9 protein-coding genes are annotated in these 14215 nt (G+C 61.8%); 4 read left to right on the top strand and 5 right to left on the bottom strand.

Annotated elements, in window-relative coordinates; genetic code table 11:
- Positions 1-32: 32 nt before the first annotated feature.
- Positions 33-1223, bottom strand: a complete 1191-nt coding sequence (locus J3P96_RS09550; protein ID WP_434656667.1) for a benzoate/H(+) symporter BenE family transporter — start codon at positions 1221-1223, stop codon at positions 33-35.
- Positions 1224-1465: 242 nt separating this feature from the next.
- Between J3P96_RS09550 and J3P96_RS09555 the strand changes: the two genes are divergently transcribed.
- Complete coding sequence (locus J3P96_RS09555) at positions 1466-2230, top strand: GntR family transcriptional regulator (RefSeq protein WP_305499918.1); 765 nt, start codon at positions 1466-1468, stop codon at positions 2228-2230.
- A gap of 184 nt (positions 2231-2414) precedes the next feature.
- Here J3P96_RS09555 and guaD read toward each other — a convergent pair whose 3' ends face one another.
- The 4 genes from guaD to xdhA all read right to left on the bottom strand — a co-directional run bounded on the left by guaD (position 2415) and on the right by xdhA (position 8546).
- Positions 2415-3719 (bottom strand): guanine deaminase, encoded by a 1305-nt coding sequence (gene guaD, locus J3P96_RS09560; protein ID WP_434629644.1) that lies wholly within the window; start codon positions 3717-3719, stop codon positions 2415-2417.
- A 20-nt stretch (positions 3720-3739) separates the two neighbouring features.
- Positions 3740-4576: a xanthine dehydrogenase accessory protein XdhC gene (gene xdhC / locus J3P96_RS09565; RefSeq protein ID WP_434656669.1), complete on the bottom strand. Its 837-nt coding sequence runs from the start codon at positions 4574-4576 to the stop codon at positions 3740-3742.
- Between the two features lie 123 nt (positions 4577-4699).
- On the bottom strand, positions 4700-7099 hold the full coding sequence (gene xdhB / locus J3P96_RS09570; protein WP_434601342.1) for a xanthine dehydrogenase molybdopterin binding subunit: 2400 nt from the start codon (positions 7097-7099) through the stop codon (positions 4700-4702).
- Positions 7092-8546, bottom strand: a complete 1455-nt coding sequence (xdhA, locus tag J3P96_RS09575; protein ID WP_434656672.1) for a xanthine dehydrogenase small subunit — start codon at positions 8544-8546, stop codon at positions 7092-7094. Before xdhA ends, xdhB begins: the two co-directional genes overlap by 8 nt.
- Positions 8547-8914: 368 nt before the next feature.
- On the opposite strand from xdhA, the gene J3P96_RS09580 reads away from it, so the two are divergent.
- From J3P96_RS09580 to zipA, 3 genes are all read left to right on the top strand, one after another.
- Positions 8915-9574 (top strand): GntR family transcriptional regulator, encoded by a 660-nt coding sequence (locus J3P96_RS09580; RefSeq protein ID WP_305499923.1) that lies wholly within the window; start codon positions 8915-8917, stop codon positions 9572-9574.
- Between the two features lies 1 nt (position 9575).
- Positions 9576-13064 carry a chromosome segregation protein SMC gene (gene smc, locus J3P96_RS09585; RefSeq protein WP_434656675.1) on the top strand — a complete coding sequence of 1163 codons (3489 nt, stop codon included), beginning with the start codon at positions 9576-9578 and terminating at the stop codon, positions 13062-13064.
- 257 nt (positions 13065-13321) lie between these two features.
- The gene (gene zipA / locus J3P96_RS09590; protein ID WP_434656678.1) at positions 13322-14173 is read left to right on the top strand and encodes a cell division protein ZipA; all 852 of its coding nucleotides are present in this window, start codon (positions 13322-13324) and stop codon (positions 14171-14173) included.
- Positions 14174-14215: the final 42 nt, after the last annotated feature.

Raw genomic sequence — 14215 nt, forward strand, 5'->3', positions numbered from 1 at the left:
GGGAGCGAGCCTGCTCGCGAAGCTTTCAAGATTCAGGCACTCCGCCAGTTCAGGATGAGCAAGGTCACCACCCCCGCGACAATCCCCCAGAACGCCGAGCCGATGGAAAACAGCGTCAACCCCGACGCCGTGACCATGAAGGTGATCAACGCCGCTTCCCGTTCCTTCGCTTCGCTCATGGCGATGCTCAGGCCATTGATGATCGAGCCGAACAGCGCCAATGCCGCGATGGACAGCACCAACTCCTTGGGCAGCGCAGCGAACAGCGCCGCCAGCGTGGCGCCGAAGACCCCGGCAAAGCCGTAGAAAATCCCGCACCAGACGGCCGCCGTGTAGCGCTTGTCGCGATCTTCATGGGCATGTGGCCCGGTGCAGATCGCCGCGCTGATGGCGGCGAGGTTGATACCATGGGAACCAAATGGGGCCAGTAACAGCGACGCAACGCCGGTGCTGATGATCAATGGCGAGGCCGGTACGTTGTAGCCGTCGGCGCGCAGCACGGCGATGCCGGGCATATTCTGCGAGGTCATCGCCACCACGAACAGCGGGATACCGATGCTGATGGTGGCCCCCAGGGAAAATTCTGGCGTGGTCCAGACCGGTGTCGCCACTTCCAGGGCGAAACTGGTGAAATCCAGAAGCCCGAGCAAGCCCGACAAGGCAGTGCCGACCAGCAGCGCGGCCAATACCGCATAACGCGGGGACAGACGCTTGACGATCAGGTAGGTGAAGAACATCCCCAGCACCAGGCCGGTGCGATGTTGCGCGGCGACAAATATTTCGCTGCCGATCTTGAACAGAATCCCCGCCAGCAGCGCGGCCGCCAGCGAAGCCGGAATGCGTTTGACCAGGCGCTCGAAGCTGCCGGTCAGGCCACAGATCGTCACCAGCACCGCACAGGTGATGTACGCGCCGATGGCTTCGCCATAACTCACGCCGCCCAGGCTGGTGATCAGCAAGGCTGCGCCGGGTGTTGACCAGGCGATGGTGATTGGCGTGCGGTAGCGCAGCGACAAGCCGATGGAGCACACCGCCATGCCGATGGAGATGGCCCAGATCCATGATGAAATCTGCCCGCTGGTCAGCCCCGCCGCCTGCCCGGCCTGGAACATCAGTACCAGTGAGCTGGTATAGCCGGTCATCATGGCGATGAAACCGGCGACGATGGCCGAGGGCGAGGTATCGGCCAGGGGGCGAAGTGGCGCGGTGCTGATTTCGGTCATGGTGAGCGGTTGTCCTTGTTGTAGATTGGCTGGACTGGCGGAGCCACGGATTGCCGGATCAAGCCTAAACTCAACGCAGTTGTCGATTGCAATACAGCCATGCCCGCAAAGAGCCGTACAGTCGTGTTGCCATCAGAGGTTGTGTACAATCGCCGTGTTTATTACGCGATACTTGCCAGCGACCCGCTGTGCCGTATTACAGTCACGGTTAAATCGCCGCAGTTCTCCCGACTCGAGTGCCCATGAACGAACAGTTGCAACCCCTCAAGAAACAACCGCGAGCAGGCAAAGCCGGCCGCAGCGGAACCCAGGACGATATTGTCTACGCGCACATTTTCGAGGCCATCCTCGAACAGCGTCTGGCGCCTGGTACGAAGTTGAGTGAAGAGGCGCTTGGGGAGATTTTCGGGGTGAGTCGCACCATCATTCGTCGCGCGCTGTCGCGCCTGGCTCATGAAGGCGTGGTGCTGCTGCGCCCGAATCGCGGTGCGGTGGTCGCCAGCCCGAGCGTCGAAGAGGCACGCCAGGTGTTCTTTGCCCGGCGCATGGTGGAGAAGGCGATCACTGAACTGGCGGTACAGCATGCCAGCGCCGAACAGCTTGCCGAGCTGCGGCAGATGGTCAGCGACGAGCGCGACAGTTTTTCCCGGGGGGACCGTGGCGCCGGCATCCGGTTGTCGGGCGAGTTTCACCTCAAGCTGGCCGAGGCGGCAAAAAACGCGCCGCTGATCAGCTTTCAGCGCAGCCTGGTATCACAGACTTCGTTGATCATCGCCCAGTACGAAAGCGGTAACCGTTCCCACTGTTCCTATGACGAACATACCCAGCTGATCGACGCCATCGAGGCCCGTGACGCAGCCCTGGCGGTGAACCTGATGATGCATCACATGGATCACATCGACAGCAAGCTCAACCTCGACGAAGAGAGCGCGTCGGACGATTTGCATGCAGTGTTCTCGCATCTGTTGCAGAGCAAGAAGCCGGGGCGGTCGACGGCCAAGCTCTGATTGAGTTGAGTCAGCGATGCCGAGGCGCGCCCTTCGCGAGCAGGCTCGCTCCCACAGTGGATTTGTGTTGGTCACACTGACCCTGGACTGTCTCCAGAAAGTTGGACACCAATCTGGCTTCTGGGGTCAGGCAACCCTGTGGGAGCGAGCCTGCTCGCGAAAGCGGTCTGGCAGGCGCTGAAAGTTAGCGCTGGTGCACCAACCGGCCTGCCGCATAAGTCTGCGCCACCGTCCGGTCATCCCCCAGGGTCATCAGCACGAACAACCGCTCGGCCATGTCCTTGGCCTGCTTCAGGCGATAGCTCAACAGCGGCGTGGCGTTGTAGTCCAGCACCAGGAAGTCCGCGTCCGTGCCCGGCTGCAACGTGCCGATCCGGTCTTCCAGGCGCAAGGCCCGGGCGCCGCCGAGGGTGGCCAGGTACAGCGATTTGAACGGGCTCAGTCGCGCACCTTGCAACTGCATGACCTTGTAGGCTTCGTTCAGGGTTTGCAGCAGCGAAAAACTGGTTCCGCCGCCCACGTCGGTGCCAAGGCCCACATTGACTTTGTGCTTCTCGGCCATCGGCAGGTTGAACAGGCCGCTGCCCAGGAACAGGTTCGAGGTCGGGCAGAACGCGATGGCCGAACCGGTTTGTGCCAGGCGTGCGCATTCTTCGTCGCACAGATGCACGCCATGGGCGAACACCGAGCGCTCGCCGAGCAATTGGTAGTGGTCGTAGACGTCCAGGTAGCCTTTGCGCTCGGGGAACAGCTCCTTGACCCATTGCACTTCCTGCAGGTTCTCGCTGATGTGCGTCTGCATGTACAGGTCCGGGTATTCGCCGAGTAACTGGCCGGCCAGGGTCAGCTGCTCCGGTGTGCTGGTCGGCGCGAAGCGCGGGGTCACGGCGTAATGCAGGCGACCCTTGCCATGCCAGCGTTCGATCAGCGCCTTGCTCTCGGTGTAGCTGGATTCGGCGGTGTCGACCAGGTAGTCCGGCGCGTTGCGGTCCATCATGACCTTACCGGCGATCATCCGCAGGTCGAGTTTCTCGGCAACCTCAAAAAATGCATTCACCGATTGCGGGTGCACACTGCCGAATACCAGGGCTGTGGTGGTGCCGTTGCGCAGCAGTTCCTTGACGAAAATGTCCGCCACCGCCTCGGCGTGGGCAGGGTCGGCGAACTGGCTTTCGCAGGGGAACGTGTAGGTGTTGAGCCAATCCAGCAACTGCTCGCCATAGGCGCCCACCATGCCGGTCTGCGGCAGGTGGATATGGGTGTCGATGAAGCCGGGAGTGATCAGGGTGTCCTGGTAGTGCGTGATCTCGATATCCGCCGGCAGGGTCGGCAACAAATCGCTGGCGTGGCCGATAGCGCTGATCAGGCCATTTTCAACTACCAGCAGGCCATCCTCGAAATACTCATAGGACGCCTCGATACCAACTTCGGCCGGGTCGGCGAGGCTGTGGAGCAGGGCGGCGCGGTAGGCTTTGCGTGTCAGGGGCATGGGAATTCTCGATAACAGGGTTAACGCTGGTTGCGGCGCGAAACCGGCAGCAACCTGGCAATGGGTTCGGCGCGGGAGGTGTGCTGGCCGAAATCCGCGTTATAGGTGGCGATGATTTCGCCGGCGATGGAGATGGCGATTTCAACGGGCAGCTTGCCTTTGACTTCGCCGATGCCCATCGGGCAGCGCATGCGTTGCAGGGCGCCACTGTCGAAGCCGCGATCACGCAGGCGATGTTCGAACTTGACGCGTTTGGTCTTCGAGCCGATCAGGCCGAAGTAGGAGAAGTCGTTGCGCTTGAGAATCGCGGCGCTCAGTTCCAGGTCGAGCTGGTGGTTGTGGGTCATGACGATGCAGTAGCTGCCGGCGGGCAGCTCATCGACTTCGTCCAGCGGGTCTTCAGTCACGATTTTCTGTACGCCGTGGGGCAACTGCTCAGGAAATTCCGCTTCTCGCGAGTCGATCCAGCGCACCCGGCAAGGCAGGCTCGCCAGCAGCGGCACCAGGGCGCGACCGACATGACCGGCGCCGAACACGGCAATCTGCGCCTGGACCTGGCCCATGGGTTCGAACAGCAGCACGGTGACGCCGCCGCAGCATTGGCCCAGGCTGGCGCCGAGGCTGAAGCGCTCCAGATGGGTGTTCTGCTGGCCGCTGGCAAGCATCTGCCGGGCAATCTCCATCGCCTTGTATTCCAGATGACCGCCGCCAATGGTGTCGAATGTCTGGCGGGCGCTGATGACCATCTTCGAGCCGGCGTTGCGCGGGGTGGAGCCGACCTCCTCGATGATCGTCACCAGCACGCAGGGTTCGCCGCGGGTTTGCAGGTCGGCGAGGGCGCTGATCCAGTTGTACATATTCACCTCGACATCTCTGTTGTCTGTTCCGGCCTCATCGCGAGCAAGCTCGCTCCCACATTGGATCGGTGTTGACAAATCCCTTGTGGGAGCGAGCTTGCTCGCGATTGGCCGCGCCGCGGTCTAGAGCGAAGCCACTTCGGCTTCAGCTTCCTCAGCCTTGACCACCCTCAACCCACGCATCTGCTCACATCCCCACAACACCCGCTCCGGCGTCGCCGGCGCGTCGATTTTCGGTTGCTGCCGATAATCCCCCAGGCTCGCCACGGCGTCCTTGATGGCGCACCACGCGGCGATGCCGAGCATGAACGGCGGCTCGCCCACGGCCTTGGAATGGAACACCGTGTCTTCGGGGTTCTTGCGGTTTTCCACCAGTCGCACCCGCAGGTCCAACGGCATGTCGGCCACGGCCGGGATCTTGTAGCTGGCCGGGCCATTGGTCATCAGCTTGCCCTTGTCGTTCCACACCAGTTCTTCCATGGTCAGCCAGCCCATGCCCTGGATGAAACCGCCCTCGACCTGGCCGATGTCGATGGCCGGGTTCAGCGAGGCGCCAACGTCGTGGAGGATGTCGGTGCGCAGCATCTTGTATTCGCCGGTGAGGGTGTCGACGATCACCTCGGCACACGCGGCGCCGAAGGCGTAGTAATAGAACGGCCGGCCACGGGCCTGGCTGCGGTCGTAGTAGATTTTCGGGGTCTTGTAGAAGCCGGTGCTCGAGAGCGAGACCTGGGCGAAATAGGCCTGTTGTACCAGCGCTTCGAAGGTCAGGATGTGATCGCGCACCCGCACGTGACCGTTATGGAATTCCACGTCTTCTTCGCTGACCTTGTATTGCCGCGCGGCGAATTCCACCAGGCGTTGCTTGATGGTTTCGGCGGCATTCTGCGCGGCCTTGCCGTTCAGGTCGGCGCCGCTGGACGCGGCGGTGGGCGAGGTGTTCGGGACCTTGTCGGTATTGGTCGCGGTGATCTGCACGCGGTCCATTTCCACTTGGAACACCTCGGCCACCACTTGGGCGACTTTGGTATTGAGCCCTTGGCCCATTTCTGTGCCGCCGTGGTTCAGGTGGATGCTGCCGTCGGTGTAGACGTGAATCAACGCCCCGGCCTGATTGAGGAAACTCGCGGTGAAGGAAATGCCGAACTTCACCGGCGTCAGCGCCAGGCCCTTCTTGAGGATCGGGCTGCCTGCGTTGTAGCGGCGGATCGCTTCGCGGCGCTCGGCGTACTGGCTGCTTTCTTCCAGTTCAGCGGTCATTTCCTCGAGCATGTTGTGCTCGACGGTCTGGTAGTAGTGCGTGACGTTGCGCTCGGTCTTGCCGTAGTAGTTGGCCTTGCGCACCGCCAGCGGGTCGAGCCCCAGGTGCCGGGCGATGGCATCCATCACTTCTTCGATGGCGACCATGCCTTGGGGCCCGCCGAAACCACGGTAAGCGGTGTTCGACGCGGTGTTGGTCTTGCAGCGATGGCCGTTGATGGTCGCATCGCCCAGGTAGTAGGCATTGTCGGCATGGAACATCGCCCGGTCGACAATCGAGGCCGACAGGTCCGGCGAGCAACCGCAGTTGCCGGCCAGTTCCAAGGCGATGCCATGCAGGCGCCCGGTGTCGTCGAAGCCAACGTCGTATTCGATATAGAAAGGATGGCGCTTGCCGGTCATCAGCATGTCCTCCACCCGGGGCAGGCGCATCTTGGTCGGCTGGCCGGTTAGGTGCGCGATGACGGCGCACAGGCAGGCTGGGCTGGCGGCCTGGGTTTCCTTGCCACCAAAGCCGCCGCCCATGCGGCGCATGTCCACCACGACCTTGTTCATCGACACGCCCAACACTTCGGCCACCAGCTTCTGCACTTCGGTGGGGTTCTGGGTCGAGCAGTAGACGATCATGCCGCCGTCTTCGGTGGGCATCACCGAGGAAATCTGGGTTTCCAGGTAAAAGTGTTCCTGGCCGCCGATGTGCAGCGAGCCTTGGATGCGATGTTCGGCGGTGGCCAGCGCCGTGGCCGAATCGCCGCGCTGGTGGGTGTGACTGTCGAGCACGAAGTGGCGCTTGCGCAGCGCCTCGACCACATCCAGCACCGGTTCGAGGTCTTCATATTCAATGATCGCGGCCATGGCTGCCTGGCGTGCGGTCTCCAGATCCCTGGCCGCCACGGCGAGTACCGGTTGGCCGACGAACTGCACGTCATCGATCGCCAGCAGCGGGTCGCCGGGCAACAACGGCCCAATGTCCTTCAGGCCTGGTATGTCCTGATGGGTAATGGCGATGCGCACCCCTTCGAAGGCGTAGCAGGGCGTGGTGTCGATACGCAGGATTCGCGCATGGGCGCGATCCGACAGCCGAGCGTAGACGTGCAACTGGTTGGGAAATTCCAGCCGGTCATCGATGTACTGGGCTTCGCCGGACACGTGTTTGGCAGCGCTGTCGTGCTTGACGCTGCGGCCTACGCCCGTGGTGAGGTCGCGGGCGAACAGCTCGGCCAGTTCGGCCTGGGTCTTCTCTACGGCGTGATGGTTAGACATAAGCGGTCACCCGAGTCTCGATGTGCGGCGTTTGCAGCTCGATGAAGTATTTGCGCAGCAAATTGCGAGCGCTGAGCAGACGGTATTCCTTGCTGGCGCGGAAGTCCGACAGCGGCGTGAAATCCTCGGCCAGGGCCGCGCAGGCACGTTCGAGGGTGCTGTCGTTCCACGGCGCGCCGATCAGTGCGGCTTCACAGTGCCTGGCACGCTTGGGTGTTGCGGCCATGCCGCCGAAGGCGACACGCGCGTCTTCGACCAGACCGTTTTCAAGACGCAGGTTGAAAGCCGCGCACACTGCGGAAATGTCATCGTCCAGGCGCTTGGAAACCTTGTAGGCGCGGAACGTATGTTCGGCGCTGGCTCGGGGCACGATGATCTTTTCGATAAATTCGCTTTCCTGGCGGGCGGTTACCCGGTAGTCGATGAAATAGTCTTCCAGGGCCAGGGTGCGGCGGGTCTGGCCCTTGCACAGCACGATCTGCGCGCCGAGGGCGATCAGCAGGGGCGGGGAGTCGCCGATGGGCGAGGCGTTGCCGATGTTGCCGCCCAACGTGCCCTGGTTGCGGATCTGTAGCGAGGCGAAACGCTGCAGCAGTTCGCCGAAATCCGGGTATTCGGCTTTTAATGCCTCGTAGCAATCGGAAAGCGCGGTGGCGGCGCCGATCTCCAAACGGTCATCGAAACGCTCGATGCGCTTGAGTTCGGCGACGTTACCTACGTAGATCATCACTGGCAGGGTGCGGTGAAACTGCGTGACCTCCAGCGCCAGATCGGTGCCGCCAGCCAGTAGCCGCGCCTGCGGATAGGCGTCGTAGAGGTCGGCCAGATCGGCCACGGTCAGCGGCACCAGGCAACGCTTGTCACCGCTGTTGAGCTCGCCGGTTTCGGTCGGGGCGATGGCTTTCAGGCGGGCGATGGTCTGGGCTTCGCGGGCGTCGAACTGGTCCGGTTGTTTGCCGCAGCAGGCCTGGTCGGCCGCCGCCAGGATCGGCCGGTAGCCGGTGCAGCGGCACAGGTTGCCGGCCAAGGCTTCGTGGGCCTTGTGGGCGTCGGGTTGTTCGCTGTTCTTTTGCAGGGCGAACAGTGACATGACGAAGCCCGGGGTGCAGAAACCGCATTGCGAGCCGTGGCAGTCGACCATCGCCTGCTGGACGCTGTGCAACTGGCCATTGTGCTTGAGGTCTTCGACGCTGATCAGTTGCTTGCCGTGCAGCGACGAGACGAAGGTCAGGCACGAATTGAGGCTGCGGTAGCGGATGCGCTCGCTACCGTTCGCGTCCGTTTCCAGTTCGCCCACCACCACGGTGCATGCACCACAGTCGCCGCTGGCGCAGCCTTCCTTGGTGCCGGGTTTGCCAACATGCTCGCGCAGATAGTTGAGCACGGTCAGGTTCGGGTCCAGGGCGTGCTCGCTACGGAGTTCCTGGTTGAGTAAAAACTGGATCACGGAAGGCCTCGCAGATTCATTATTGTTGTATCGACGTGGGCTGAATTTAGCAGTTCTGACTTTTCGGTCAACGATTTTCTGACTTAAAGGTCAAGAAAAGCTGTTTTGTCGATACACAATGACCTATGGACACTGTAGAGCCCTGTGGGAGCGAGCTTGCTCGCGATGACGGCGTTACATTCAGTATGGATGCAAGCTGACAGACCGCTATCGCGAGCAAGCTCGCTCCCACAGTTTTTTGTTTCGGTACAAACTCCTGAAGTTTTTGCTTATATCGTGCCAAAAACCCGGTGCAGGCCCTGCGCCATGACGTATCGAGTGCGCTACACTGCGCCGCTTGTGCAGATCGAAGAGTTTGAAGGACAACCATGACGTTCAAGGCCCCGGACAGCCTCGCCGAGCAAATCGCCCATTACCTCGCCGAACGCATCATTCGCGGCGAAATGAAACCGGGAGAGCGCATCCAGGAGCAAAAGGTCACGCTGGCGCTCAATGTCAGTCGCGGCTCGGTCCGCGAGGCTTTGCTGATCCTCGAGCGGCGTCATCTGATCGCTATCCTGCCGCGCCGTGGCGCCCACGTCACCGAGCTTACCGAGCACAAGGTGCGCAGCCTGTGCGCGTTGATGAGCGAGCTCTACATCCTGCTGGGCAACGCGGTGGCTCATGGCTGGAAGGAACAGGCCGACATGGCCCCGTTCGTGGCGATCCAGCAGCGCCTCCAGCAAGCTTACGAGCGCCAGGACATCCGCACCTTCGTCGATGAAAGCTTCAGCGTGATGCGCGCGGCCTATCCGTTTGCCGACAATCCGTATCTGCAGGAGACCGTCGAGAACCTGCAGCCGGCAATGAGCCGCGCCTATTTCCTGGCACTTGAGCAGCGCAAGGCTGAAATGAGCGAATTCCTCGACCTGTTCCAGCGTCTGCTTGTAGCGGTGCTGGCCCGCGATCTGCCGCAGATCCGCATCGTGCTGACGGCCTATGCCCAGCGCAGTTGCGATCTGGTGGTTTCGGCCCTGACGGCGGCCTGACGTGCGGCTCAAGTGCATCAAGCTGGCGGGGTTCAAATCCTTCGTCGACCCGACCACGGTGAACTTCCCCAGTAACATGGCGGCGGTGGTCGGGCCCAATGGCTGCGGCAAGTCGAACATCATCGACGCCGTGCGCTGGGTGATGGGCGAAAGCTCGGCCAAGAACCTGCGCGGCGAATCGATGACCGACGTCATCTTCAACGGCTCCACCAGTCGCAAGCCGGTGAGCCAGGCCAGTATTGAACTGGTGTTTGATAACTCCGACGGCACTTTGATCGGTGAATACGCGGCCTACGCGGAAATCTCCATTCGTCGCAAAGTGACCCGCGACAGCCAGAACAGCTATTTCCTCAACGGCACCAAATGCCGTCGCCGCGACATCACTGACATCTTCCTCGGCACCGGCCTGGGCCCGCGCAGCTACTCGATCATCGAGCAGGGCATGATCTCCAAGCTGATCGAGGCCAAGCCGGAAGACCTGCGTAATTTCATTGAGGAAGCCGCCGGCATCTCCAAGTACAAGGAGCGGCGCCGCGAAACCGAAAACCGCATCCGCCGTACCCACGAGAACCTTGCGCGCCTGACCGACCTGCGCGAAGAGCTCGAACGTCAGCTCGAACGACTGCATCGCCAGGCCGAGGCCGCCAAGAAGTATCAGGAATACAAGGGCGAAGAGCGCCAGCTCAAGGCCCAGCTGTCAGCGTTGCGCTGGCAGGCGTTGAACGAACAGGTCGGCCAACGTGAAGCGATCATCGGCAACCAGGAAGTCAGCTTCGAAGCACTGGTGGCCGAGCAGCGCAATGCCGATGCCGCGATCGAGCGCTTGCGCGACGGGCACCACGAACTGTCCGAGCGCTTCAATCTGGTGCAGGGACGCTTCTATTCGGTGGGGGGCGACATTGCCCGGGTTGAACAGAGCATCCAGCACGGCCAGCAGCGTTTGCGCCAGTTACAGGACGATTTGAAGGAAGCCGAGCGCGCACGCCTGGAGACCGAATCCCACCTGGGCCACGACCGCACCTTGCTGCTGACCCTTGGCGAAGAACTGGACCGTCTTGTGCCGGAACAGGAAATCACCAGCGCCGCCGCCGAAGAGGCCGCGGCAGCCTTGGAAGAAGCCGAGCTGACCATGCACGGCTGGCAGGAGCAGTGGGACAGTTTCAACCTGACTTCCGCCGAACCGCGGCGCCAGGCCGAGGTGCAGCAGTCGCGCATCCAGCAGCTCGAAACCAGCATGGAACGTTTGGCTGAACGGCAACGGCGCCTGGCTGAAGAGCGGGCGTTGCTCGCTGCGGATCCGGAAGACGCGGCGATCCTCGACCTGAGCGAGCAGCTCGCCACCAGCGAGGCGACCCTGGAAGATTTGCAGGCCAGCGAAGACGCCCAGGTCGAGCGGCTGGAACAACTGCGCCAAGCCTTGCAAACGGCCTTGCAGAACCAGCAGCAGGCCCAGGGCGAACTGCAACGCCTCAACGGCCGCCTGGCCTCGCTGGAAGCTTTGCAACAGGCCGCGCTGGACCCCGGCACCGGCACGGCCGAGTGGTTGCGCGACCAACATCTGGCCGAACGCCCGCGTCTGGCCGAGGGGTTGAAAGTCGACGCGGGCTGGGAGCTGGCGGTGGAAACCGTGCTGGGCGCCGACCTGCAAGCGGTGCTGGTGGATGATTTCGCCGGCTTCGATCTCTCGGGGTTTGCCCAAGGCGATTTGCGCCTGCTCAGTCCGGCTGGCGATGGCGTGCGGATCCCCGGAAGCCTGCTGGACAAAGTCGAGGCCCAGGTTGACCTGTCGCCCTGGTTGGGTCAGGTCAAACCCGTGGATAGCCTGGAGCAGGCCCTGGCTTTGCGTGGTCAATTGGCCGCCGGCGAGAGCCTGATCAGTCGTGACGGGTATTGGCTCGGCCGGCATTTCCTGCGGGTGCGCCGGGCCGGCGAGGCCGAAAGCGGCATGCTCGCCCGTGGCCAGGAAATCCAGCGTCTGATCGCCGAGCGCGAAGAGCGCGAGGCCAGCGTCGAAGCCCTGGAAACCGAATTGCAGAACCTGCGGGCGCAACAGCGCCAGCAGGAAAACGGTCGCGAACACCTGCGCCGGTTGTTGCAGGACGAGGCGCGCCAGCAGGGCGAACTCAAGGCGCAGCTGTCCGCCGGCAAGGCCAAGGTTGAACAACTGGCCCTGCGGCGCACCCGTCTCGATGAAGAAATCGCCGAGTTGGGCGAACAGCGAGCGCTGGAGCACGAACAGATTGGCGAGGCGCGCCTGCAATTGCAGGAAGCCCTCGACGCCATGGCGCTGGACACCGAACAACGCGAATTGCTCCTGGCCCAGCGTGACAGCCTGCGCGAACGCCTCGATCGGGTGCGCCAGGAAGCGCGCCAACACAAGGATCATGCCCATCAGCTGGCAGTGCGTCTGGGCTCGCTCCAGGCCCAGTACGATTCCACGCGCCAGGCGCTGGAACGTTTGGAAATGCAATCCGAACGCCTCACCGAAAAGCGCGAACAGCTGAGCCTCAACCTGGAGGAGGGCGAGGCGCCGCTGGAGGAGCTGCGCCTGAAACTCGAGGAATTGCTCGACAAACGCATGAGTGTCGACGAAGAACTCAAGACCGCGCAGATCGCGCTGGAGGACGCCGACCGCGAACTGCGCGACGCGGAGAAGCGCCGCAGCCAGGCCGAGCAGCAATCCCAGCTGATTCGCGGCCAGATGGAGCAGCAGCGCATGGAATGGCAGGCCCTGACGGTCCGCCGCAAAGCCTTGCAGGACCAGTTGCTGGAGGACGGCTACGACCTCAACGGAGTGCTTGCCACCCTCCTGGCAGGTGCCAACGAGAAAGAGGCCGAGGAAGAACTCGAACGCATTGCCGCGCGCATCCAGCGCCTGGGCGCGATCAACCTGGCCGCCATCGACGAGTATCAGCAGCAGTCCGAGCGCAAGCGCTACCTCGACGCCCAGAACGATGACCTGGTGGAGGCGCTGGAAACCCTGGAAAACGTCATTCGCAAGATCGACAAGGAAACCCGCAATCGCTTCAAGGATACCTTTGATCAGATCAACGGCGGTTTGCAGGCACTTTTCCCGAAAGTTTTCGGCGGCGGCAGTGCCTATTTGGAACTGACGGGCGAAGATTTACTCGATACTGGGGTGACAATCATGGCGCGTCCTCCCGGCAAGAAGAACAGCACCATTCATTTACTTTCCGGCGGCGAAAAGGCCCTGACCGCATTGGCCCTGGTTTTTGCCATTTTCAAGTTGAATCCGGCGCCGTTCTGCATGCTCGACGAAGTCGATGCGCCACTGGACGACGCCAACGTGGGCCGTTACGCACGCCTGGTAAAGGAAATGTCTGAAACGGTGCAGTTCATCTACATCACCCATAACAAAATCGCCATGGAAATGGCCGATCAGTTGATGGGCGTCACCATGCATGAGCCGGGTTGCTCGCGACTGGTGGCGGTGGATGTGGAAGAGGCCATGGCCATGGTTGATGCGTAAAGCATGTCTGTAGGCGCTTTGCGTAGGGCGTTGTAGGCCTTTTTACCCTTTTGGCTTGTCACTCAATTCACAGATTGGGCATAAGCCAATGCGACAGACGGTGTAAAGTTGTCTTTGGTCGTGCTAGTTTAATGTCAATTTTTCGTGTGCGTGGGCAAAACGCCATTCAGAACATAGAGTTGGCGCCACGTTTTAAAGCGGTTTGCAAATAGCTAAGCCCCTTATTTATCAGCATTTTTATAGAGGCACGGGATTACATGGAAATCGGTCTGCGCGAGTGGCTGATCGTCATCGGCATCATTGTCATTGCCGGTATTCTTTTCGACGGCTGGCGTCGCATGCGCGGCGGCAAGGGGAAACTCAAGTTTCGCCTGGATCGCAGCCTGTCGAACCTGCCGGATGAAGATGACAGTGCCGAACTGCTGGGCCCGCCCCGGGTGCTGGATACCCAAAAGGAGCCGCAGCTGGACGAACACGACCTGCCGTCCATGAGCGCGCCGGCGCGCGAGCCACGTGAGTCGGGCTCCAAGCGCGGCAAGCGCAACAGCGAGCCGTCCCAGGGCGACCTGAACCTGAACCTGGATCTTGATGGCGGTCCAGGCTTCAGCAGCCGCGACGGTGATTTCCCGGACGAGAGCAAGGCCTCCGGTTCCAACGGTGACAAGGACCAGGCCCAGGCTGAAGAAGTGCTGGTGATCAGTGTGATCTGCCGCGATCCAGCCGGCTTCAAGGGCCCGGCGCTGCTGCAGAACATCCTCGAAAGTGGCCTGCGTTTCGGCGAAATGGATATTTTCCATCGCCACGAAAGCATGGCAGGCAATGGCGAGGTGCTGTTTTCCATGGCCAACGCCGTCAAGCCAGGCGTGTTCGATCTGGACGACATCGATCATTTCAGTACCCCGGCGGTGAGCTTCTTCCTCGGGCTGCCAGGCCCGCGCCATCCAAAACAGGCTTTCGATGTGATGGTGGCCGCGGCTCGCAAGCTGGCCCAGGAACTCAACGGTGAATTGAAGGATGACCAGCGCAGCGTACTGACCGCCCAGACCATCGAGCATTACCGCCAGCGTATCGTCGAGTTCGAGCGCCGGGCACTGACCCAGAAGCGCTGAAGTCGCCAGAGTCTTTATGGCTAGGGCTTTTTGTGGCGAGGG

It is taken from the genome of Pseudomonas sp. R3-56 (assembly GCF_051132075.1).
Classification (GTDB): domain Bacteria; phylum Pseudomonadota; class Gammaproteobacteria; order Pseudomonadales; family Pseudomonadaceae; genus Aquipseudomonas.